This window comes from Haloarcula terrestris (genome assembly GCF_031624315.1).
Classification (GTDB): domain Archaea; phylum Halobacteriota; class Halobacteria; order Halobacteriales; family Haloarculaceae; genus Haloarcula; species Haloarcula terrestris.
Map to the genome: position 1 here is coordinate 397407 of NZ_JAMQOM010000003.1, position 20568 is coordinate 417974.

Genomic DNA, 20568 nt, shown 5'->3' on the forward strand with positions numbered 1-20568 from the left:
GAGGGTAATCTATTAAGTCACCCACCTGTGATGCGGGAGTAACGGGCATAGTTATGACAACGACCCCTGATCCGATTCACATTCTCCACGTCGACGACGAGCCAGGGTTCGCCGAGATGACGGCGTCGTTTCTCGAGCGCGAGGACGACCGGTTCGTCGTGCAGACAGCGACGAGTGCCACAGCGGGGCTGGACATCCTGGCACACAGCGACATCGACTGTGTCGTCTCCGACTACGACATGCCCGACCGGAACGGCATCCAGTTTCTCGAAGCCGTCCGTGAGGAGTCCGACACGCTCCCGTTCATTCTCTACACCGGCAAAGGCTCCGAGGAAATCGCCAGCGACGCGATTTCGGCCGGCGTCACTGACTATCTACAGAAAGAGAGCGGTACCGACCAGTACACGGTGCTGGCAAACAGAATCACGAACGCGGTGGAGTCCCAGCGAGTCAAACGCGAGCGTAACCGCCACCTCCATGCCATCGAGAGCGCAAAGGAGGGGATCAGCATCCTTGACGAAGACGGGCAGTTCATCTTTGTCAACGAAGCGTACGCGGACCTCTACGGCTACGAACCGGACGAGATGATCGGCCAACACTGGGAACTCCTGTATCAGGAGGAGGACATCCCGCGCATTTACGAGGAGATCGTCCCGACTGTCGAGGAAACCGGGTACTGGACCGGGACGACGACTGGCCTCCGTGCTGACGGGAGCACGTTCACCGAGGACCACGTACTCGCGCTGACCGACCAGGGAGAACTGGTCTGTACGGTGCGAGATATCTCCGACCGCCAGGAAGACGAACAGGAGCTTTCCCGGATCAAACGCGCAATCGACGAGGCCCCGGTCGGTATCTCGATTACTACCAGAGGGGAAGATAACTCCCTCATCTACGTGAACAGGCAGTTTCTGGAGATGACCGGCTACACGGAGTCGGAAGTACTGGGCCGGAACTGTCGGTTCCTGCAGGGCGAAGCGACGGACCCCGAGCCGGTCGACGCGATCCGGCGGGCAATCGACGCGGAGGAACCCGTGTCGGTGGAACTCCAGAACTACCGGAAGGACGGAACCATGTTCTGGAATCAGGTGTCTATCGCCCCCGTCCGGGACGACGACGGAACGGTCATCAACTACGTCGGGTTCCAGCAGGATATCACCGAGCGGAAGGAACACGAGCGCCGCCTCGCAGCCCTCAGCGAGTCGTTGCAGGACCTGCTTCAGGCCGACACGCGCAAAGAGGTCGCCGAGATCGGCGTCGAGACGGCCCGCACCGTGTTGGGGCTCGAAGCGAACACGATTCACTTCTACGACGAGGACGAACGGACTCTCGAACCGGTCGCCGCCGCCGACGGGATCTACGGCCTGCTAGACGATCTCCCGACCTTCACGCCCGGGGACAGCATTGCGTGGCGCGTCTTCGAGTCCGGCGAGGCGCTCGCCGTCGATGATGTCCACGCCGACCCGGATGTCTACAATCCGGACACGCCAATCGAAAGCGAACTGTATCTCCCGCTTGGCGGATACGGAATCCTGTTGGCCGGCTCGGGAACAGCCGCGGCGTTCGACCAGAAAGACGTTATCCTTGGGGAGCTTCTGGCTGGGAACCTCACCAGCGCGCTCACTCAGGTGGAAGGGACCGAACGGCTCCGCGACCACGAACGGGAACTCAGACAGCAAAACGAACGGCTCGAAGAGTTCACGAGTGTCGTCTCTCACGATCTCCGGAACCCGCTGAATATCGCACGGGGACGACTGGAACTGGCACGCGAGGAACACGAGAGCGAACATCTGGCGGCCATCGAGCGGGCACACGAGCGGATGGACACGCTGATAACGGACCTGCTTACACTGGCCCGGGACGGCGAGGCCGTAGCCGACCGCGAACCGGTCGCGCTCGCGTCGCTCGTAGAAAGTTGCTGGACGACCGTCGAAACGGCCGATGCCACGCTCGTCACCGACATCGACCGGACCGTCCTGGCCAGCGAGAGCCGCCTGAAGCAGTTGTTCGAGAACCTCGTTCGGAACGCTGTCGAGCACGGCGGCGCGGACGTGACCGTCACCGTGGGGGCGTTAGACGACGGGTTCTACGTCGCAGACGACGGCCTCGGCATCCCCGAGGAGGACCGGGAGGCGGTGTTTGAAGCCGGCTACTCGACAGGTGCGGCAGGGACCGGGTTCGGGCTGAGTATCGTCGAGCAGGTCGTCGAGGCACACGGCTGGGAGATCAGCGTCGGCGACAGCACCGACGGCGGCGCGCGGTTCGAGATCACCGGCGTCTCGTTTACCGATACGTAGCAATTACGGGTATTCAATTAGCGCACCACTGTTCGGGTTGAGCGAACACGGTTAGAACGTGCTGCGCTACTCGAAACGGTAGCGCACTGAGAACGTCGGCGGACCGACGCCGTTAGTCTTCGAGCGCGTCGGCGATGCGGTCGAGCGACCGTCGCACGTCGTGGACTTCGTCCCGGAGCTTTCGCATCTCGCGGGTGAGTTCCTCGTTGTCGCTACCGCCTGATTCCTCGGGCTGTCCTGGCGGGCCGCCGCCCATGCCGCCGGGGCCACCCGGACCGGGACCGCCCGGGCCGCCGCCCATCATGCCGCCCATCATCTGTGCGAAGGGGTTGCCCCCGCCCATCCCGCCGGGACCGCCGCCACCGCCCATCATCTCTTCCATGCGCTCCTCGCGGCTCATCTCCTCGCCGTCGCCCTCGCCTTCTTCGCGCTCTTCGGCGCGCTGCTGTCGGATCTCTTCGACCCGCTCGCGGAAGGACTTCTCCTCGCCGCCCTCTTCGGTCGCGTCCGCCGATTCCTCAGCGTCTTCAGGTTCATCGTCTGCCATACGCTCGGGTTTGGTTGGGCCGCTGAAAAGGGTTGTCGTCCGGGAACAGCCCGCTGTGGATCCCGACAAGCGGTCGGTCACTGGGAGACGCTAGTCCGGAGAATCGCGCCGTCTTCGGGGGACTGGTTTGCGAAGTTGCAGATAAATAGCGACTGGCGCTGGTCGCCGGTTCCAAAGAGGACATCCGACGGAAACACCAGCCCGTCGTCTCCAGTCGCGATCACGTCCGTGGTTCCGTCCGCAGTCACCCGGACGACGCGATTCTGGCTGTTGGCCGCGACGTAGATGTCGCCGTCCCGACTGGTGATCCCGTCGGCACCGAAGATCGCACTGCCCTCGAAGAACAGCGACGCCTCGCCAGCAGTGCCGTCCGATTCGACCGGAACGCGGAGCAGTCGGCCAGTTTCTTCGGGCGCACGCGTCACCGCAACGTAAATATCATCGTCGCCGCCGCGGGTGATGCCGTTCGCGCCGAAACTCTCCGTGTCCAGGCGGTCGTCGTCCAGCCAGGTCGACCGCTCGCCGTCGGTCGTGACCGCGTAGACCACGCCGTTCCGGGACTCGGTTACAAGGAGACGCTCACGGTCGGCGTCGTAGTAGATGTCGTTCGGGAACCCGCTGATCCCGACGAGCTGTGCCGCTTCGCCGTCGGGCGGCACTTCCCAGACGCCCGCCTGGTCGTCCTGCGTGGCGACGGCGACGTACACCGTTCCGTCCGGGGCCGTTTCGACGCCGATAGCGCCCGGGAGGGTGGCGACCTGCTCCGTGTCGTCGAGGGAGAGCCCAGTGTCTCCGGTCTGGTCTGCGGGGACACGCCGAACTTCGCCGGCGGTGATGCCGAAGTACAGCCCGCCGTCGGGACCGAGCGCCATGTTCTCGGGCACGCGGTCGCCGCCGACCGAGACCAGCGTCTCGACGGCCGCCTGGTCCGGCGTCGCCGTCTCGGTGTCTGTCGCCGTCGGCTCCTCGGTCGCTGTTGTCGTCGGTTCGGCACCACCATCGCTGTCAGCGGTGGGTGTCGGCGTCTGGTCGGTTTCGGTCGGTTCCTCACCGCCGGTACAGCCGGCCAGACCAGCGCCAGCGATGGCGCTGCAACTCACCAGAAACCGTCGCCGCGTCGACTGTCGTCGGGTCATGCAGGTACCTCTCGACGTATGGCTGACACGTCCCTGAAACCTCGGGTTACTGAAACGCCGACTGTGGGTACCTGATATAGACAGCCTCAGGCGAGTCGCCGGACCAGCACCGAGAGGCCGAGCCCACAGACGAGCACCACCGCGAGATTGAACGCGGCGCTGAACAGCGGACGGTACCTGTCGGTGACGAACGTATCGATTGCCGAGGACGCGGAGAAGTAGAACTGCAGTGTCGCGATAAGCGCCACGAGAGTGAGGATGGCGAACACTGCCCATTGCGCGTAGACCGCTATCGCCGGCCCGTTGTCGTCGGCCTCGTCACCATCGGCCTCGTCGACAGCCCCGCCGGTCTCCGCGTCGATGTCCTGTGCCACTGTGTCGGTGTTTGCGGTGTCACTCATTGGTCTGTCTCCGTGCGATGAGGAGGGCGCTTGCGAGGACCGCAAGCAGGCCGATCAGTGCCGTGAATCCGGGGCCATCGGCCGAGGTCTGCTGTGGTTCGTCCATGCCCTGTTCCTGCGGCCGGTCCTGCTCGAAGTCGCTGGACTGGAAGCCGACTTCCTGCCTGGTTTCGTTCGCCTGGAGGCGATCCGTCGGATGGAGGTTCGCCGGGGCGCTCTCCGTTCCGACGATGACGCCGTCCGAAAGCAGCATGCCGTCGAGCCAGTAGTTGTAGTCGTCAGGCACCGTCAGTTGGGTTCTGATGGTTTCTGTCCGCCCGGGACGAATCTGACCGACCCGCACGGTCGACTCGTCGGCGATGACGTTCGAGTCTGCCTGCCGCGCCCGAAGGCGGAGCGAAAGGTCCTCAGACGGGGTGTTGCCGGCGTTCGTGACGTACACCGAGACGTTCAGCGTCGTCCGGTTGTCCGAAACCCCGTCGATCCGGTAGGCGATGGAGTCGAGCGGGACACCGGCGTTCTCGAACCGCTGGAAGGTCACGGCACTCCGGGCGTACGCTGGCGTGAGGGCATCGACGTTCTGGACCGACTGCTGGCCGGTCGCGACGCGGTCGCCGTCCTCGTAGACAATGGTGTCGATCCGATAGCCGCCCGCTCGCTCGACCGTGATGTTCGACCGCACCGATACCTCTCGTTCCCCGTCGATCTCCCCGACCGTCTGTCGCGTCGTCGTCGCAACGAGGCCGGTGTCCGCGTCGATGGCCCGCGTCTCCACGGTGACGTTCTCTGCGGGGCCGCCGTGGTGGGAAAGCCGGGCGTCGATAGAGAGCGTCACCGTCTGGCCGTCGACGGACGCCGGCTCGATGGTCGTCTCGCGGAGGTCGAGATAGCTCTCGCGAACGTCCTCGGAGGGTTCGGAGAGCGCGCCGGGGACCGCTGTTGCACCGATGAGCATGGCCAGGACGACCACGGCCACGCCACCGGTCAGGAGGGTTTCACGTCGCACAACTGAGAGGGCAGCAGCCGCCAGTAAATGTTTTCTGCATGTCCCGACACGAATTGTAGCGTTCGTCCCGCAGTGTTACCCGAACGCGCCCAGGCTCGACTGGAGATCGCGGTCGGTCCCGCCGTCTGTGAGTTCGTAGCCGACGAGCTGTCGGAGGTCGACGGCGTAGACGCTGCCGTTGTTCTCTAAGACGGCGACCCGTCCCTTCGTTCCTCGGACGGTCCCCGTTGCCAGCGTCTCGGCCATCGGCCGGTCCGAGAAGTCAAGGCCGTACTCGAACTCGTAGGTCGCCAGCGGGTCGTAGCGCTCACACAGCGACGCCCACCAGTCGGCGTCGACGGACTGATCGAATCCAGATACCTTCGTGGGCACTCTGACGCGGTCGCCCAGTTCGGCGGCGATATCGGCCTCGACCTGCCGGGCGATGCGGCCGTCGGCGACGGTCCGGAGGTGGGCCGCTCTGTCGGCACCTTGCTCGCGGAGCCGCGTCTCCAGTCGCCAGGAGCGGGTGACGCCCACCTTGCTGACATCCGGCGCGAACGCCGCCAGATACACCGCGTGTTCCTCGTCGCAGGTTTCGAGGGGCTTGTCGCAGTCCCCGGTACAGCGCGCACATGGCCAGATATCTGTGTGTTCAGGACAGTACGGCGCGGAGTCGTTGTTGCAGTGAAAATGCCGGTCGCCGTCGACCGCCCCGGCGCAGTGGCGCTCGCCCAGCGTGTAGGCAAGTTCCGTTCCCGGGTCCAGTCGCTTGGTGGTCACGCTCCCCTCCGTAGCTAACAGGAGCCCGGCGTGTTCGTCAACCCGCGCACGGTAGCCCACGACCTGCACGTCCCGCGGTTCGGCCCGGAGCCGCAAATGGCTGCCGGGACGACGTTTTTGTGCCTGACTGTCATATCCCAGTGTATGGGAGAACTGATCCTCACCAGTCCGGCCTTCGACGACGGCGAGCGCATCCCCGAGGACCACGGCTACTCGGCGGCGAACACGAATCCGCCACTGGATATCGAGAACGTCCCGTCGGACGCGTCGTCGCTCCTGCTCATCGTCGACGACCCCGACGCCGAGGAGCCCGCCGGGACGGTGTGGGACCACTGGGTCGTCTGGGACATCCCGCCGGATATCGGCCAGGTTCCCGAAGGTTGGGACCCCGACGAGGCCACAGAGGGCCAGAACGACTTCGGCGAGGTGGGCTGGGGCGGCCCGAACCCGCCCGACCGGGAACACACCTACCGGTTCCTGCTGTACGCGCTAGACACGACGCTCGACCTCTCCCCAGCCGCGGACAAAGACGACGCCTATGACGCGGCCAGCGGCCACGTGGTCGGCAAAGCGGAACTACACGGGACCTACCCGGCCTGACTCCCGCTCAGATTTCCTCAAGCAACTCTCGGGTCGACTGCCGCACCGCATCGTCGCTCGACTGTGCTGGCTCCCAGCCCAGCGCCGAGAGCTTGTCGACGGAGAGGCGCATCCGCGGCACGTCGCCGGTCCAGCCGCGGTCGCCGCCAGTGTACTCGTACTCGGGGTCGATGTCCATTTCGTCGGCAACGATGCTGGCGATGCGGTCGACAGAGGTGGTCGTCCGCGTCCCGAGGTTGAACACGTTGTGGTCCTTGTCGGCGTGTTCGACGGCGAACAGCATCGCGTCGATACACTCGGAGATGTGCATGTAGGACTTCTCTTGCCGGCCGTCGCCGAGAATCGTCAGCGTCGACGGGTCCTCGGTGAGTTTCTCGATGAAATCGGGGATGACCGCCCCGCGCAGGCGCGGGCCGACGATGTTGGCAAAGCGGAACACCCACGACTGGATGTCGTGGCTGTGGGCGTACGTCGAGACGAGCGACTCCTCGGCGAGTTTCGTCGCGCCGTAGACGCTGATGGGTTCGAGGGGCGCGTAGTCCTCCGGTGTCGGCCGCGGCGCTTCGCCGTATACGGTGGATGACGACGTAAACACGAGGTTTTCGACGCCGACTTCCTGCATCCGTTCGAGGATGTTGTACGTGATGTCGCTGTTGTCCTCGAACTGTCGGCGGGGCGTGTCCGTGTCGACCAGTTTCGACGCCGCTAGATGGACAACGAGGTCCACGTCGCTCGTGATAGCTTCGGCAACAACATCGGGGTCAGTGAGGTCGCCACCGAGGTAGCTGGCATCCTCGTGGACCCACTCGGACTGCCCGTTAGATTCGTTGTCGACGACGACTACGTCGTTGTCCGGCACGAGGCGTTCGACCAGATGCGACCCGATAAAGCCCGCCCCGCCGGTGACGACTATTCGCTTCTCTGATACGTCCATGGTTGCGATGCTTCCCAGGCGAGAAAAAACGTTGTGGTCGCGGCCGATTCCGGTGGAGTCGGTAGGTACGTCCCGGATGACAACGTCGTTTTATAGCTTCCCCTGTGAGAGTCGGCTATGACTCGATTCACTCGCCGCGGCTTACTCTCCGCGACGACCGTCGCCCTCGGCGCGATAGCCGGCTGTTCCGGCGGCAGCTCAGAGGAGGAGTCGACCGGAACAACGGAGACGCCGACACCCATCCCGGGCCAGCCCCTGTCGACGCCGGTGGCGGGCGACCCCGAGGCCGACGTGACGGTCGCAGTGTATGAGGACTACGCCTGTCCACACTGCGCGACCTATTCGGAGTCCGTCTACCCGCAGGTCCGCGACGAGTACCTCACTGATGGCACCATCCGCTACGAGTTCCACGACTTCCCGATTCCCGTTAACGATATCGTGTCCTGGCAGGCCGCCAGCGCCGCACGCGCCGTGCAGGACAACGCCGGGGACGAGGCCTTTTTCACCTATTCGGAGCGCTTGTTCGCGAACCAGAACCAACTGGGGCCGGACACCTACGCCGACCTCACGGAGGGGCTGGACGTTGACGGCGAGACGGTCCGGGCGGCCGCGACCGGTGAGCTGTACCGCCCAACAGTGTCCGGCGACCGCGAGGCCGGTATCGACCGCGGCGTCGAGGGGACGCCGACCATGTTCGTCAACGACGAGCGCGTGGAGTGGAGCGAAATCGCCTACGAACCGGTTCAATCAGCCATCGAAGCGGCACGGAGCGACGGATGAAAGACTCACCGCAGGTGACGGTGCTGCGACTGGGCCACCGGCCCGGCCGGGACGAGCGGATGACGACCCACGTGGGCCTGACCGCCCGCGCGCTCGGAGCCGATAAGGTCGTGCTGGCCAACGCCGCCCGCAATCAGGCCGACACCGTCATCGACATCACCGACCGCTTCGGCGGCCCCTTCGACGTGGCCTCGACTGAGGAACCGAAGCGCCTCATCCGCGATTTCGAGGGCAGCGTCGTCCACCTGACGATGTACGGCGAACCAGTCCAGGACGTGGCAGCTGACATTCAAGCGACCCACGCCGGGGAACCGCTGTTGGTCGTCGTCGGCGCTGAAAAAGTCCCGTTCGAGGTGTACGAACACGCCGACTGGAACGTCGGCGTCACCAACCAGCCCCACTCCGAGGTCGCATCACTGGCGGTCTTCCTCGACCGCCTGTTCGAGGGCCGGGAACTCGACCGCGAGTGGGAAAACCCCGACAGAGTGGTCGTCCCGCAGGAGACCGGCAAGCACGTCGTCGACCCCGACGACGAATGATACCCACGCAGTTGTGCCGCGGGCCTTTTAGTCCCGGGCGCTAACTCCCGCGCAGATGTCGCGTCACAACGTGTTGCTCGTCGTCGCCGACAGCCTCCGCGCCCGGAACACCTCCGTCCTGGGCTATCGACGGGCGACGACGCCCTTTCTCGACGCTTTCGCCGAGGAGGCGACGGTGTACACGCAGGCCCGCAGTCCGAGCAACTGGACTGTCCCCAGCCACGTCAGCATGTTCACGGGCTATGAGACCCACGAACACGGTGTCGACCACACCGCCGAACTCGACGCCGGCCACACCGTCTTCGAGGATCTGGCCGCGGTGGGCTACGACACGGCACTGTTCTCCGACAACCCGTTCCTGACCGACCACGAGTCCGGGCTCGACGGCGCGTTTGAGGCGGCCCTCGGCTCCCCCGAACAGTACGACTCGGCCTACGAGACCAACGGCTCGCTCGGCGACTGGCCCAACGGCTTCTGGTACGCCGACCGGGCGCTTGAGTGGATAGAGGGTCGTGAGAGCGAGTGGGCCGCCTGCATCAACCTGATGGACACTCACCGCCCCTACGAGCCGCTCGCGGAGTACGACCTGTGGAGCGACGAACGCTCCCGTGAACTTCAGGAATCGATGGGGTTCAAGTGGCACTGGGAATTTCTTTCGGGGAACCTGTCGCTGGGCTTTGCCGGCATCCTCGAACAGATTTACGATGGCGCGGTCCGGCAGGCCGACGCCATCTTCGAGACGCTGATTCGCGGCCTGGACGAGCAGGGCGTCCTCGACGACACGCTGGTCGTCTTTGCCGGCGACCACGGCGAGGGCTTCGGCGAACCGACGGCGATTCCCGCGGAGCCACCGGCCGTCAGCCACCGCATCGGGACCCACGACGCGATGTATCACGTCCCGCTTGTCGTCCGCGCACCGGGGCAGCGCAGCGGGCATCGCGTCACCGACCTGGCGACGCTGCGTCGGTTCCCCGACGCTGTCCGCACGATTGCGCTCAGTGAGGGCCACGCAGACGGCCCGGCGTTTGTCCCGCCGAGCGGGACCGTCGTCGCGTCCCAGGCCCCTATCGGCCCGGCGATGCGCGAGGAAGCCGAGCGGATCTGTGGGGACGCCACACCGTTCGCAAAGCACGCCCGCCTCGTCTATCGGGACCGGCCCGGCGACGAGGTCCGGAAACAGGCGGCGTGGGGCGATAATGCTCACGAGTCACTTATGCAGGGCCGGACCGGCACAGCCGAGGACAGCGACATCGACGCGGCAGTCGTCCGCGATCACTTCGACAGCAACCGGTACACCGACGTGGACATTGCGACGCCGCTCGACGGCTACACAGAGTTCGAGAACGCGTCCGACACACAGTTTGCCGGGGCGCTCGATGACCGACTAGAGGCACTTGGCTACAAATGACTGCACCCAACACAGAACTGGTCCTCGTGGTTGCCGCCGACGAAAACAACGTCATCGGGCTTGACGGCGGCGTCCCCTGGCACTACCCCGAGGACGTGCGCCAGTACAAGGACCGTATCGCGGGCCATCCGGTCATCCTCGGCCGCCGGACGTTCGAGTCGATGGACCCGCTGTCCGACTGTTACACCGTCGTCTTGACGAGCGACGAAAGTCGGCGTGCTGAAAGTGAGACAGTCGAGTACGCCACCTCACCCAGAGACGCTGTCGAGGCCGCCGCCCGCGCCGCCGCGTCCGAAGAGTTCGGGGGCGGCAGCGACGCCGCTGGAGCGAGTGACACGCCGCCGGTCACCTACGTTATCGGCGGCGAGGCGGTGTACGACCTCTTTCTCCCGTTCGCCGGCCGGGTATTCCTCAGCCGTATCCACGAGCGCAATGAGGGGGACCGCTACTTCCCGGACCTGGGCGAAGAATGGACTGAGCTATCCCGTGAGTCGTACGACGGATTCGACGTGATCGAGTACGAACAGGCGTCACCGCGGCCATTCGACGAACTCTGACCCTCGTCAGCGTTCTCGCCGGAGGATTCGGTGGCATTTGTCACCGAGTATAAAATCACAGCTGTTAAACTAATACAAATGACTAGTATATTGTAACAACGCACGATGTTAGACAAAATCAAAGATTCCGTGTCAGACGTACTCTCGGGTGGGAAGGGACAGTCGGACGACGGAACCCAGGCCAGAACGGTGGCCGACAAGCGAGCCCGGGCCAGGTCGACCGGTGACAGCGAGGACGGCGATGGCGCGGTCGCCGACGAACCGGAATCAAATCTCTACGAGTGTCCGTCCTGTGAGTCCGTGTTTGTCGCTATCGACAAGGAGACCTGTGCTTCCTGTCAGACAGCAGTCGAACGGATCGAGTGACAGAGAGTGCGTGCGCCAGGGTTCACGATTGTAACCAGCCCACTGATCGTCCGTTCGAGAGAGGACGACCCGATGGTTTTAACCACATGACTCCCGGATGTGCGGGTAATGGCTTTTGAGGAACTCTTGGAGGACCCCGTCATACAGAAATACCTCCACGAGCTGGTCGGACCGAAAGGGATGCCGGTCGCCGCCGCGCCGCCGGACGGCGAAGTGACCGACGAGGAACTGGCCGAGGAGCTCGGGCTCGAACTGAACGACGTGCGCAGAGCGCTGTTTATTCTCTACGAGAACGATCTGGCTACCTACCGTCGGCTCCGCGACGAGGACTCCGGGTGGCTCACGTACCTCTGGACGTTCCAGTACGAGAAGATTCCCGAACAGCTCCAGGAGGAGATGCACCGCCTGCTCGACGGCCTCGAAGAGCGCCGCGAGTACGAGCGGGAAAACGAGTTCTACCTCTGTGAACACTGTGGTATCCGCTTCGAGTTCGGGGAGGCGATGGAGTTCGGCTTCGAGTGCCCCGAATGTGGCAACCAGGTCGAGACGATGGAGAACACCCGTCTCGTCACGGCGATGGAGAACCGCATCGAGGAGCTCAGAGACGAACTGAACGCTGACGTGGACGTGGAAGCCTGATGGTCGTTCTCGGTACAAAAGTGTACGTCGCCGGCGACGCCCGGGACCGTACGCTCGACGGGCTGCGCTCGATGGTCGGCAACGAACTCGGCGACCTCGACGTAGAATACGACATCGGCCTGCGGGACGACGAGTTCCCGTCGGTCACCGTCGACGGCCCCGACGAGACGGTCGCGAGGAACCTGCTGCGCGAGGAGTTCGGCGAGATGGTCGCCGACCACGAGGACGGCGAGACGTACGTCGGAACTCTCGACAGCTGGGACGAGGACGGGTTCGTCCTCGATGTCGGCTTCGGACAGACGGTCCGGATTCCGGCCGACCAGCTCGGGCTCGGACAGGGGACGCCCAGCCAGATCCGCAAGCGGTTCGGACTGGTCCAGCACTTCCCGCTCCGGTTCGTCGCTGGCGACCCAGCAAGCCTCGCCGAGGTCGAACAGGACCGCCTCTACGAGTGGACCCGTGGCAACGGCCGCATCAACGCAAACAGCGTCACGCGCTCCGAGGCGCGCGCGACGGTCAACCGCGCCGGCCACGCCCAGGACATCGTCACGGTCGAACGCATCGGTCTGTTGGAACAGAGCATCATCTGCAACCCGGACACCGATCCGCCGGGGCTGCTCGCCGACATCGGGCAGTACATGCCGTCAGAGCTGCTGGCAATCGTGCCCTGACTTCCGAGCTATGAAACGCCGCCATCTCCTGTTGGTCGCCGTTCTCGCACTGGTCGCCCTCTCGGGCTGTACCGGCTTCTTCGGCTCCGATGAGGTCGACCCGGAGCGGCTGAACGAGAACGCGAGCTACGACTGGAACACGTCCGCTGACGGGACCATCGTTATCGAGGAGTCGAAATACACCGCCGTCTACGCCGTCGAAAACGAGTCGTCGTTCGACGTGTACACCGTCGACGGTCTCGGCCGCGAGCGAAGCGTCCCCATCAGCGCACTCCGGTTCAGATACGACAATGGCACCGTCGTGAGCGCCGCCAACTCCTCGCTTTCCGCCTCGGAGAGTCGCCAGCGGACTACCGTCTCCTTCCCCGCCAACGTCTCCGGGAAGGTCGGGTACTCGGTCGGCCGGACCGGCAAGCGCTTTGGCTCCCCGACGCTCGGCGGGGAGGGCTCGTACACGGTCGTGCTCCCGCCCAACACCGGGGCCGGCATTCCGTTCCTCTCCCGGATCAGTCCGGGCGGCTACGAGTCCGAGACCGTCGACGGCCAGCAGGTGATCCGCTGGGACGAGGTGACCTCGGATCAGATAATCGTCCGGTACTACCTCGACCGCGACCTGTGGCTGTTCGGTGGCCTGTCGGCCATCGCCATCACTATCGGCGTCGTGGGGACGCTGTACTACTACCGGCAGCTGCAGGCGGTGATTCGCCGGCGCAAGGAGGCCGGCATCGACCTGGAAGAGGAGGACGATGACGACGACCCGCGGGACCGCGGCCCGCCGCCGGGGATGCGCTGAGGCCGGTTCGGCAGCCGACAGGTCGACGGTGCTTTCGAGACGCTAACCGGGCCACTTTTTCGCATCGGGCGTGCACACACGGCCATGAGCAACGGGTGGTTCGCCGGGCTGGACCCGGACGACGACGCGGCCGCCGTCGAACAGATCACGGCCGGGCGAGCCGACACGCCGGAGGACTGGCCACAGCAGGCCGTCGAGGCGGGGTTCGCCGACGACGAGGCGGATTACTACGACCGCCTGCACGAGGTGACGATGGCGGCCACCGGCGCGGCGGTCGCCGAACAGGAGGGCGCTGACGACCAGCAGCTCGTCCACGCGGTCCGGGCGATGGCCGACTGCGAGCGGACGGCCAACGAACTCGCCGAGCGGGTCGCCGAATGGGGCGGGAGCCGACACGGCGACAGCGGGAGCGGTATCGAGTACGCACGTTCGCTGGCCGACCGGGACGACGAAGACGAGGGCGACCGGGCGCTCCGGGCACTCGCTGAGCAGACGGCCGACCTGGCCGACGAAGCGGACTCGTTGCGGACGTACATCGAGCGGACCGCGCCCGCCGTCGCGCCGAACCTCTCGATGCTGGCCGGGCCGGTGCTTGCTGCCCGCCTCGTTTCGCTGGCCGGCGGCCTCGAAGCGCTGGCGAAGAAACCCAGCGGGACCGTGCAGGTCCTCGGCGCGGAAGACGCGCTGTTCGCCCACCTCAAAGGGAACGCCCCGTCGCCGAAACACGGCGTCATCTTCACCCACGAGTACGTGCGCGGGACCCGCCGAGAAGACCGCGGGTCGGCCGCGCGCGCGCTCGCCGGGAAGCTCTCGATTGCCGCCCGTATCGACCACTACAGCGGCGACCGCCGGCCGGAACTCCAGGCGGAACTCGACGAGCGCATCGAGCGGATTCAGGCCCGAGCCGAGGAGGGCGACGAATGACGCTCCCGGCCGGCGTCGAGCGCCACGACTTCGGCGGTGAGACGAGCCTCGCCACGCAGGGACAACCGGTGTATGGTGAGCGGACTGACGGCGACTGGCGGCGGTGGGACCCCCACCGCTCGAAGCTCGGCGCGATGCTCGAACACGGGATGGACACCGGTCTCGACGGCGGCGAGACCGTCCTGTATCTCGGCGCGGCGGCCGGGACGACCGTGAGCCACGTCGCGGATTTCGGCGGCCCGACCTACGCCGTCGAGTTCGCGCCCCGGCCCGTGCGGGAACTGCTGGACGCGGCCGAGAGTCGACAGAATCTCTTCCCGCTACTGAAGGACGCACGCAAGCCCGAGCGCTACGCCCACGTCGTCGAATCGGTCGATGTCGTCGTGCAGGACGTGGCGACCAGAGGCCAGGCCCGCGTGGCAACGCTCAACAAACGGTTCCTGACCGATGACGGGCGGCTGCTCGCGGCCATCAAGGCCCGAAGCGAGGACGTGACGGCCGACCCCGACGCCGTGTTCGACAGCGTCCGCGAGGAACTCAGTTCGGCGTACGAACTGCTTGAGACAGCGCGGCTGGACCCGTACCACGAGGACCACCTCGGTGTCGTTGCCCGGCCCCGTGAGGACTGACTGGCAGTTGCTGTCGGACTGACTCAGACTGCGAGAACTGCCCGGAACGGAACCCAGTTGTGCGGGCCGAGCGGGCGGGGACGGAAGGCTTTAGCGGGTCGATTCCGATGTGCACATCAATGGACGCGACGGGTTCTGCTGAGCATTTTACCCACATGGGGACACTCGGCATCGAGGAGGAATTCTACGTCGTCGACGAGTTCGGTCGCCCGACATCTGGCACGGACGAACTCGTCTACGAGACTGAGCCGCCGACGGTTCTCGACGGCCGGCTCGACCACGAACTGTTCAAGTGCGTCATCGAGACGCAGACGCCCCGCATCGACGACCCGGCGGACGCCGGCGAACACCTCCGGTCGGTGCGGGACGCACTGGTCGAGCACGCCGAAGCGAACGGGTTCGGTATCGCCGCGGCGGGTCTGCATCCGCTGGCGAAATGGCGCGAACTCGAACACGCCGAGAAGCCCCGCTACAAATCGCAACTGGATCGTATCCAGTATCCACAGCACCGAAACACGACCGCAGGCCTCCACGTCCACGTCGGCGTCGACGACGCCGACAAGGCCGTCTGGGTGGCGAACGAGCTCCGCTGGCACCTCCCGCTGATGCTCGCACTGTCGGCAAACTCGCCGTACTGGAACGGTTTCGACACGGGGCTCCAATCTGCCCGCGGGAAGATATTCGAGGCCCTGCCCAACACGGGGATGCCGACAACCTTCGATGATTACGACGCCTTCGAGGCCTACGAACGGCGGATGCTCGAAACGGGCAGCATCGACGACCGCGGCGAACTCTGGTTCGATGTGCGACCGCATTCGGGTCATGGCACCGTCGAAGTGCGCGCCCCCGACGGACAGGCCGACCCCGACCGCGTGTTGGCTTTCGTCGAGTACGTCCACGAACTCGTCATCGACCTCGCCGAGCGCTACGAGGACGGCGAATCGGGTCGCCGCCTCCGCCGGGAGTTCCTCGATGAGAACAAATGGCGTGCGATCCGTCACGGCCAGTCCGCGGAACTGCTGTCTCGGGACCTCTCGACGACGCGCTCGATCGAGGAACTGGTCAAAATGGAGAGTGATCGGCTGGGTATCGACGGGCTGTGGGAGATCTACGAGCGCGAAAGCGGAGCCCAGCGACAGCGCCGACTGCGTACGGAAGACGGCGTCGTGGCGCTCGCCGACTCGCTGCGGTTGTAGCCACTCAGTGGCACTGACAGCACCGAATCGTGCCAAGGGTTTTTATCCAGCTGTAGCTTTTGTCCTCACAGAGACAACGCATGTCCGCAGACGACACCGACCACGACGACCCCGAGGACACGGATGTCCGGGAGCGAATCGAACAGGAGGCGGACCGCGCAATCGAGCAGTTCGACGAGGGAATCGTTGATCTGCTGGCGTGGGTACTCGACACGGAGACCCGGGCGCGGATCTACGTCCACCTGCGACAACACCCCGAAAGCACCAGCGAGGAGATCGCCGAGGGGACCGGCCTGTACCCCAGCACGGTCCGCGAAGCCCTGGCCGCACTTACCGAGGAGGAAGTGGTGACCCGGCAGAAACGCGAGAGCGACGGCGCGGGCAACAACCCCTACGAGTACAGCGCCATCTCGCCGAGCGATCTCGTCAACACCATCGTCGGCGACATCCAGTCGGAGCTGAACACGGTGTTCAATCTCGACGACCACATCGGCGGCGAGACGACGCTGGAACCCGACGACGAGCCTGTGACGATTTCCGTCGAGGACGCAGACCAGGACGCATCCGAGAGTGACGCCGACGCAAGCGAGGACCTATCCGGGGACGCGGACGAAGACGACGACGTGTAATCAACCTCGGCTCCGACGAGCCGTTTCGTGATTCGATATTACTAAACCTGCCCGTGCCGTTTCCCGGGATATGAATGTCGCGCTGGGGGGAACGTTCGACCCGATCCACGACGGGCATCGCGCGCTGTTCGAACGCGCATTCGAACTCGGGGACGTAACAGTCGGACTCACCAGCGACGACCTCGCGCCGAAGACGCGCCACGACCAGCGCCACGTCCGGCCGTTCAGCGACCGGCAATCACGGCTCGCCGACGAACTCGCCGCGCTCGCCGCAGACCACGACCGCGAGTGGGAGGTCCGGGAACTCACGGAACCGACGGGTATCGCCACGGAACCCCAGTTCGACGCGCTCGTCGTCTCCCCCGAGACGGAGACCGGCGGCCGCCGCATCAACGAAATCCGCGAGGAGCGGGGCCACGACCCGCTCGAAATCGAAGTCGTCCCGCACGTCCACGCCGAGGACGGCGACATCATCTCCTCGACCCGGATCGTCAAGGGCGAGATCGACGAACACGGGAATCTCACGCCGCAACGAACCGGCCGCGAAAACATCCCGTAGCTACCAGCCCGGCGCTTCGAGCCCCGCCGTTTCTAACAGGTCCTTCCAGCGCTGTTGAATCGTCAACCGCGAGACGCCCGTCGCCTCCGCGACGGCCGACTGGGACCGCTCCTCGTCAGCAACCAGCGCGCCGACGTACACGCTCGCCGCCAGCGTCGCCTGCTTCGACCGGTCTTCCTCTGGGACCGTCGAGAGGAACAGGTCGACCGCGTGGGACCGCGCCTCGGTTCCGAGGTCGAGTCTGTCCGCCGCCGCCTCGATGTCGGAAAGCCACTCGTCGTGCTCGATTCGGTCACTGGCGCGGTACATACCAGCCCGTTGGCCCCCACCGTACCTAAACCTTCGTCGCCCGCAAGCGAAGGCTTCTTGACGCCAACGCGGATACCGACTGGTGCGCGCGGGTTGCCGAGCCAGGCCAAAGGCGTAGCGCTTAGGACGCTATCCCGTAGGGGTCCGCCGGTTCGAATCCGGTCCCGCGCATTCTTGCTGCGAGCAATACGCGAGCAGCAGCATCGCCAGCGGATTCCGAACCCTGGAAGACGAGTGAAACGAGTCGTCCTCCGGTTCGAATCCGGCCTTCCATATCAGTAGGCTGGCGCACCAACCGGTTCCACCCGCCCCTTGCCGCTGGACTCGACAGCGCTGATTCTCACGGTGCAGGAATCGCAACTGCTGCTTATGATGTGTGTCCGCGTCGTTTCAAATGAGGCACCGACGATGTCAGTTTATTACCCACTCCATGACTCGTCTGTTCGCCCCGCAGAAACGGCCCGCTTCCACCACGCAGTCTACGATGCGGAGAACCCGACGGAGCTTACCGTCTTCAGCGACCGGGACGAGGAGCTCCCGACCCACTGGATTTCGGTCGACATCGACCACGCCGTCGCGCTCGATGAGATGCGGTAAGCGGGGAGTGAAATCGCTCAGGTCGCATCTGTCAGTCGGTTTGTCGACGACATGACGGACACAGAACGATCTGGAAGCGTTGTGTCCGCAGTACGTTTGCGTGGGTGCAGTCCCAAGGGAATGCACCGGCACTCTGAGAGTGCGTGGGACCGGATTCGAACCGGAGCAAGAAATGCTCGCTCACAACAGTTCGCTGCGCGTTCCTTGCAGGGTTCGTTCTGGTCCTGCTCTTCGCTCACTTCGTTCGTTCATGCGCGGGACCGGATTCGAACCGTCTGAACGTCGCTCACTCCGTTCGCTCGTTCCGTGCTTCGAATTCGATCCATTCGATTTGCAGAACGCTCACGAGTTGTTCGCGTTCAGTAGAAATGCGTGGGACCGGATTCGAACCGGCGGACCCCTACGGGACAGCGCCCTCAACGCTGCGCCGTTGGCCTGGCTTGGCTACCCACGCGCGCTCTTACTGAGTGCATTCAATCGTTCCCGGTGGGTCAATAAAAGCGCTTTCGTTTGGGCGCGCCCCGGGAGGGTGTGTCACTCTCTCGAACCGGACGTTTGAAATATCACGAAACCGCTACGGGGGGCATGGCCAAATACTCGACCGGCAGTGGCGGCGACAGCGCCGGCGGGAGCTGTGAACTCTGCGGTAGCGACAGCGGCGACCTCCAGACCGCTAACGTCGCTGGGGCGTCCCTGCAGGTGTGTGACAGCTGTGCGCGTGACCACGGGGAGACCGACGGACCAGCAGGCGGCGACAGCTCGCGCGACGACCAGAACCGGAAACGCAAAGCCGCACAGAACGCGGCGAAGATACAGGACACGCAGAAAGCCGATTCTTCCCACTGGGAAGACGGCGCTGATTACGACGACGACCAGTTGCCGTATCTGGTCAGCAAGTATGGCGAGCGCGTGACCGAGGCGCGCCAGGACGAGGGGCTCCAGACCGGCGAACTCGCCGAGGAACTCGACCTCGACGAGGCGGACATCCTCGCCGTCGAGCAGGGACGGGCGACGCAGGCGAACGTCGGCGGCTCCGTCATCAAGGCCCTGGAGGAGTATCTCGACATCGACCTCGTCGAATCGCGCTGACCCCGAAGATTTTGCCGCCTCCGGTGTAACAGTCGGTATGGACCTCTCCGCCGAACAGCGCGCTATCCGGGACACCGTCAGGGAGTTCGCCGTCGAAGACATCCGCCCGACAGCCGCCGCTGCCGACCGCGAGCAGTCCTTTCCCGAGGACTGCTGGGACGGCCTCGCAGCCATCGACATCACCGGGCTGACGACGCCGGCCGAGTATGGGGGCTTCGACGCGGACAAACCCACGTACGCGCTGGTCAACGAGGAACTCGCCTATGGCTCGCTCGCGGTCGCGACGGCGCTGTCGGTCCACTGTCTGGCAACCTCCTGTATCGCGCAGTTCGGCTCCGAGGCAGTGAAAGACGACTGGCTCCCGGAGATGGTCGACGGCCGCCCGGTGGGTGCGTTCGCGCTCTCGGAGCCACAGGCCGGCTCGAACCCGCGGGAGATGTCGACCACCGCCCGGCGAGACGGCGACGAGTACGTCATCGACGGCGAGAAGCAGTGGATTACCAACGGCGAGCGGGCCGGCGTCGTCATCGTCTTTGCGAAGACCGACCCCGAGGACCCGGATTCGATAACGCAGTTTCTCGTGCCGAAAGACACCGAGGGGCTCACCGTCGGCGAGAAGGAGGACAAGCTCGGGCTCCGCGCGAGCGATACGACCGCGCTCAACTTCGACGGCGTTCGTGTTCCCGAGCGGTACCGGCTGACCGAGGAAGGGGAGGGGCTGGCAGCGGCGCTGTCGATTCTCACCACCGGTCGGGTCGCCATCGCCGCCCAGGCCGTCGGCCTCGCACAATCAGCACTCGACGAAGCCCTCGACTACGCCCAGGAGCGCGAGCAGTTCGACCAGCCCATCAGCGAGTTCCAGACGATTCGGCACAAGCTCGCTGACATGGCGACGAACGTGCAGGCGGCGCGGCTGCTGACGTGGGACGCTGCAGAGCAACTGGAGCGGGGGGAGCGAGCGAGCGCGGCGGCCAGCATGGCGAAGTACTTTGCGAGCGAGACAGCGGTCGACGTGGCCAACGAGGCCATTCAGATCCACGGCGGCTACGGCTACACCACGGACTACCCCGTCGAACGCTTCTACCGCGACGCGAAGGTGACCACCATCTACGAGGGCACCAGCGAGATTCAGCAGAACATCATCGCGCGGGACTTACTGGAGTAAGGCGGACGGGGCGAAGCGGTTTTGCGGGTGTCGAC

The 20568-nt window shown here is 65.1% G+C and carries 25 protein-coding genes and 2 tRNA genes; 19 read left to right on the forward strand and 8 right to left on the reverse strand.

All coding sequences use genetic code 11. From position 1 onward, the window contains the following. Nucleotides 1-53: 53 nt before the first annotated feature. Complete coding sequence (locus NDI54_RS09110) at nucleotides 54-2297, forward strand: hybrid sensor histidine kinase/response regulator (RefSeq protein ID WP_310896134.1); 2244 nt, start codon at nucleotides 54-56, stop codon at nucleotides 2295-2297. A gap of 112 nt (nucleotides 2298-2409) precedes the next feature. Here the strand turns inward: NDI54_RS09110 and NDI54_RS09115 are convergent, their stop codons facing one another. From NDI54_RS09115 to NDI54_RS09135, 5 genes are all read right to left on the reverse strand, one after another. After that, complete coding sequence (locus NDI54_RS09115; protein ID WP_310896135.1) at nucleotides 2410-2844, reverse strand: hypothetical protein; 435 nt, start codon at nucleotides 2842-2844, stop codon at nucleotides 2410-2412. Nucleotides 2845-2921: 77 nt separating this feature from the next. Then, nucleotides 2922-3980 (reverse strand): SMP-30/gluconolactonase/LRE family protein, encoded by a 1059-nt coding sequence (locus NDI54_RS09120; RefSeq protein ID WP_310896136.1) that lies wholly within the window; start codon nucleotides 3978-3980, stop codon nucleotides 2922-2924. A gap of 86 nt (nucleotides 3981-4066) precedes the next feature. After that, entirely contained in the window at nucleotides 4067-4381 is a 315-nt protein-coding gene (locus NDI54_RS09125; RefSeq protein WP_310896137.1) for a hypothetical protein, read from the reverse strand. Continuing rightward, a complete protein-coding gene (locus NDI54_RS09130; protein ID WP_310896138.1) occupies nucleotides 4374-5387 on the reverse strand; it encodes a DUF7490 domain-containing protein in 1014 nt (337 codons plus the stop codon). Before NDI54_RS09130 ends, NDI54_RS09125 begins: the two co-directional genes overlap by 8 nt. A 75-nt stretch (nucleotides 5388-5462) precedes the next feature. After that, complete coding sequence (locus NDI54_RS09135) at nucleotides 5463-6245, reverse strand: DUF2797 domain-containing protein (protein WP_310896139.1); 783 nt, start codon at nucleotides 6243-6245, stop codon at nucleotides 5463-5465. A 48-nt stretch (nucleotides 6246-6293) separates the two neighbouring features. On the opposite strand from NDI54_RS09135, the gene NDI54_RS09140 reads away from it, so the two are divergent. Then, nucleotides 6294-6749, forward strand: coding sequence for a YbhB/YbcL family Raf kinase inhibitor-like protein (locus tag NDI54_RS09140; protein ID WP_310896140.1), 456 nt, complete (start codon nucleotides 6294-6296; stop codon nucleotides 6747-6749). A gap of 7 nt (nucleotides 6750-6756) precedes the next feature. On the opposite strand, the gene NDI54_RS09145 is transcribed toward NDI54_RS09140, so the two are convergent. Continuing rightward, nucleotides 6757-7683, reverse strand: coding sequence for an NAD-dependent epimerase/dehydratase family protein (locus tag NDI54_RS09145; RefSeq protein WP_310896141.1), 927 nt, complete (start codon nucleotides 7681-7683; stop codon nucleotides 6757-6759). Between the two features lie 117 nt (nucleotides 7684-7800). On the opposite strand from NDI54_RS09145, the gene NDI54_RS09150 reads away from it, so the two are divergent. The 13 genes from NDI54_RS09150 (at nucleotide 7801) to NDI54_RS09210 (ending at nucleotide 17373) form a co-directional block, all read left to right on the forward strand. Then, complete coding sequence (locus NDI54_RS09150; RefSeq protein WP_310896142.1) at nucleotides 7801-8463, forward strand: DsbA family protein; 663 nt, start codon at nucleotides 7801-7803, stop codon at nucleotides 8461-8463. Next, nucleotides 8460-9002, forward strand: a complete 543-nt coding sequence (locus NDI54_RS09155; protein ID WP_310896143.1) for a tRNA (cytidine(56)-2'-O)-methyltransferase — start codon at nucleotides 8460-8462, stop codon at nucleotides 9000-9002. The genes NDI54_RS09150 and NDI54_RS09155 overlap by 4 nt, the downstream gene beginning before the upstream one ends. Nucleotides 9003-9057: 55 nt before the next feature. Then, entirely contained in the window at nucleotides 9058-10410 is a 1353-nt protein-coding gene (locus tag NDI54_RS09160) for a sulfatase (RefSeq protein WP_310896144.1), read from the forward strand. Further along, a complete protein-coding gene (locus NDI54_RS09165; RefSeq protein ID WP_310896145.1) occupies nucleotides 10407-10967 on the forward strand; it encodes a dihydrofolate reductase in 561 nt (186 codons plus the stop codon). The genes NDI54_RS09160 and NDI54_RS09165 overlap by 4 nt, the downstream gene beginning before the upstream one ends. 105 nt (nucleotides 10968-11072) lie before the next feature. Continuing rightward, nucleotides 11073-11333 carry a hypothetical protein gene (locus NDI54_RS09170; protein WP_310896146.1) on the forward strand — a complete coding sequence of 87 codons (261 nt, stop codon included), beginning with the start codon at nucleotides 11073-11075 and terminating at the stop codon, nucleotides 11331-11333. Between the two features lie 108 nt (nucleotides 11334-11441). Next, the gene (gene tfe / locus NDI54_RS09175; RefSeq protein ID WP_004592762.1) at nucleotides 11442-11972 is read left to right on the forward strand and encodes a transcription factor E; all 531 of its coding nucleotides are present in this window, start codon (nucleotides 11442-11444) and stop codon (nucleotides 11970-11972) included. Next, nucleotides 11972-12643, forward strand: coding sequence for a DUF2110 family protein (locus tag NDI54_RS09180; RefSeq protein ID WP_310896147.1), 672 nt, complete (start codon nucleotides 11972-11974; stop codon nucleotides 12641-12643). Before tfe ends, NDI54_RS09180 begins: the two co-directional genes overlap by 1 nt. A gap of 10 nt (nucleotides 12644-12653) precedes the next feature. Beyond that, nucleotides 12654-13436 carry a DUF5803 family protein gene (locus NDI54_RS09185; RefSeq protein ID WP_310896148.1) on the forward strand — a complete coding sequence of 261 codons (783 nt, stop codon included), beginning with the start codon at nucleotides 12654-12656 and terminating at the stop codon, nucleotides 13434-13436. Between the two features lie 84 nt (nucleotides 13437-13520). After that, a complete protein-coding gene (locus NDI54_RS09190) occupies nucleotides 13521-14360 on the forward strand; it encodes an NOP5/NOP56 family protein (protein WP_310896149.1) in 840 nt (279 codons plus the stop codon). Further along, complete coding sequence (locus NDI54_RS09195; RefSeq protein WP_310896150.1) at nucleotides 14357-14989, forward strand: fibrillarin-like rRNA/tRNA 2'-O-methyltransferase; 633 nt, start codon at nucleotides 14357-14359, stop codon at nucleotides 14987-14989. Before NDI54_RS09190 ends, NDI54_RS09195 begins: the two co-directional genes overlap by 4 nt. Nucleotides 14990-15108: 119 nt before the next feature. Then, entirely contained in the window at nucleotides 15109-16185 is a 1077-nt protein-coding gene (locus NDI54_RS09200) for a glutamate--cysteine ligase (protein WP_310896151.1), read from the forward strand. Between the two features lie 80 nt (nucleotides 16186-16265). Further along, nucleotides 16266-16814 (forward strand): winged helix-turn-helix domain-containing protein, encoded by a 549-nt coding sequence (locus NDI54_RS09205; RefSeq protein ID WP_310896152.1) that lies wholly within the window; start codon nucleotides 16266-16268, stop codon nucleotides 16812-16814. A 70-nt stretch (nucleotides 16815-16884) separates the two neighbouring features. Continuing rightward, nucleotides 16885-17373, forward strand: coding sequence for a phosphopantetheine adenylyltransferase (locus NDI54_RS09210; protein ID WP_310896153.1), 489 nt, complete (start codon nucleotides 16885-16887; stop codon nucleotides 17371-17373). On the opposite strand, the gene NDI54_RS09215 is transcribed toward NDI54_RS09210, so the two are convergent. Next, complete coding sequence (locus tag NDI54_RS09215) at nucleotides 17374-17682, reverse strand: transcription initiation factor IIB family protein (protein WP_310896154.1); 309 nt, start codon at nucleotides 17680-17682, stop codon at nucleotides 17374-17376. A gap of 86 nt (nucleotides 17683-17768) precedes the next feature. Between NDI54_RS09215 and NDI54_RS09220 the strand changes: the two genes are divergently transcribed. Further along, nucleotides 17769-17853: transfer RNA gene (locus NDI54_RS09220), tRNA-Leu, on the forward strand. Nucleotides 17854-18090: 237 nt separating this feature from the next. Then, the gene (locus NDI54_RS09225) at nucleotides 18091-18279 is read left to right on the forward strand and encodes a DUF7511 domain-containing protein (RefSeq protein ID WP_310896155.1); all 189 of its coding nucleotides are present in this window, start codon (nucleotides 18091-18093) and stop codon (nucleotides 18277-18279) included. A gap of 369 nt (nucleotides 18280-18648) precedes the next feature. On the opposite strand, the gene NDI54_RS09230 is transcribed toward NDI54_RS09225, so the two are convergent. Then, nucleotides 18649-18733 (reverse strand) — tRNA-Leu (locus NDI54_RS09230). 131 nt (nucleotides 18734-18864) lie between these two features. On the opposite strand from NDI54_RS09230, the gene NDI54_RS09235 reads away from it, so the two are divergent. Together NDI54_RS09235 and NDI54_RS09240 are read left to right on the forward strand one after the other, a co-directional pair. Continuing rightward, nucleotides 18865-19368 carry a helix-turn-helix domain-containing protein gene (locus NDI54_RS09235; protein WP_310896156.1) on the forward strand — a complete coding sequence of 168 codons (504 nt, stop codon included), beginning with the start codon at nucleotides 18865-18867 and terminating at the stop codon, nucleotides 19366-19368. A 37-nt stretch (nucleotides 19369-19405) separates the two neighbouring features. Beyond that, the gene (locus NDI54_RS09240) at nucleotides 19406-20533 is read left to right on the forward strand and encodes an acyl-CoA dehydrogenase family protein (protein ID WP_310896157.1); all 1128 of its coding nucleotides are present in this window, start codon (nucleotides 19406-19408) and stop codon (nucleotides 20531-20533) included. Nucleotides 20534-20568: the final 35 nt, after the last annotated feature.

Excerpts from the sequence above, each read along its gene's own strand:
- NDI54_RS09120 (WP_310896136.1), bottom strand. The coding sequence starts at position 3,980 with ATGACCCGACGACAGTCGACGCGGCGACGGTTTCTGGTGAGTTGCAGC.
- NDI54_RS09190 (WP_310896149.1), top strand. The coding sequence starts at position 13,521 with ATGAGCAACGGGTGGTTCGCCGGGCTGGACCCGGACGACGACGCGGCC.
- tfe (WP_004592762.1), top strand. The coding sequence starts at position 11,442 with ATGGCTTTTGAGGAACTCTTGGAGGACCCCGTCATACAGAAATACCTC.
- NDI54_RS09180 (WP_310896147.1), top strand. The coding sequence starts at position 11,972 with ATGGTCGTTCTCGGTACAAAAGTGTACGTCGCCGGCGACGCCCGGGAC.
- NDI54_RS09170 (WP_310896146.1), top strand. The coding sequence starts at position 11,073 with ATGTTAGACAAAATCAAAGATTCCGTGTCAGACGTACTCTCGGGTGGG.
- NDI54_RS09200 (WP_310896151.1), top strand. The coding sequence starts at position 15,109 with ATGGACGCGACGGGTTCTGCTGAGCATTTTACCCACATGGGGACACTC.
- NDI54_RS09125 (WP_310896137.1), bottom strand. The coding sequence starts at position 4,381 with ATGAGTGACACCGCAAACACCGACACAGTGGCACAGGACATCGACGCG.
- NDI54_RS09145 (WP_310896141.1), bottom strand. The coding sequence starts at position 7,683 with ATGGACGTATCAGAGAAGCGAATAGTCGTCACCGGCGGGGCGGGCTTT.
- NDI54_RS09115 (WP_310896135.1), bottom strand. The coding sequence starts at position 2,844 with ATGGCAGACGATGAACCTGAAGACGCTGAGGAATCGGCGGACGCGACC.
- NDI54_RS09205 (WP_310896152.1), top strand. The coding sequence starts at position 16,266 with ATGTCCGCAGACGACACCGACCACGACGACCCCGAGGACACGGATGTC.
- NDI54_RS09225 (WP_310896155.1), top strand. The coding sequence starts at position 18,091 with ATGTCAGTTTATTACCCACTCCATGACTCGTCTGTTCGCCCCGCAGAA.
- NDI54_RS09110 (WP_310896134.1), top strand. The coding sequence starts at position 54 with ATGACAACGACCCCTGATCCGATTCACATTCTCCACGTCGACGACGAG.
- NDI54_RS09235 (WP_310896156.1), top strand. The coding sequence starts at position 18,865 with ATGGCCAAATACTCGACCGGCAGTGGCGGCGACAGCGCCGGCGGGAGC.
- NDI54_RS09155 (WP_310896143.1), top strand. The coding sequence starts at position 8,460 with ATGAAAGACTCACCGCAGGTGACGGTGCTGCGACTGGGCCACCGGCCC.
- NDI54_RS09150 (WP_310896142.1), top strand. The coding sequence starts at position 7,801 with ATGACTCGATTCACTCGCCGCGGCTTACTCTCCGCGACGACCGTCGCC.
- NDI54_RS09210 (WP_310896153.1), top strand. The coding sequence starts at position 16,885 with ATGAATGTCGCGCTGGGGGGAACGTTCGACCCGATCCACGACGGGCAT.
- NDI54_RS09165 (WP_310896145.1), top strand. The coding sequence starts at position 10,407 with ATGACTGCACCCAACACAGAACTGGTCCTCGTGGTTGCCGCCGACGAA.
- NDI54_RS09195 (WP_310896150.1), top strand. The coding sequence starts at position 14,357 with ATGACGCTCCCGGCCGGCGTCGAGCGCCACGACTTCGGCGGTGAGACG.
- NDI54_RS09140 (WP_310896140.1), top strand. The coding sequence starts at position 6,294 with ATGGGAGAACTGATCCTCACCAGTCCGGCCTTCGACGACGGCGAGCGC.
- NDI54_RS09240 (WP_310896157.1), top strand. The coding sequence starts at position 19,406 with ATGGACCTCTCCGCCGAACAGCGCGCTATCCGGGACACCGTCAGGGAG.
- NDI54_RS09185 (WP_310896148.1), top strand. The coding sequence starts at position 12,654 with ATGAAACGCCGCCATCTCCTGTTGGTCGCCGTTCTCGCACTGGTCGCC.
- NDI54_RS09215 (WP_310896154.1), bottom strand. The coding sequence starts at position 17,682 with ATGTACCGCGCCAGTGACCGAATCGAGCACGACGAGTGGCTTTCCGAC.
- NDI54_RS09160 (WP_310896144.1), top strand. The coding sequence starts at position 9,058 with ATGTCGCGTCACAACGTGTTGCTCGTCGTCGCCGACAGCCTCCGCGCC.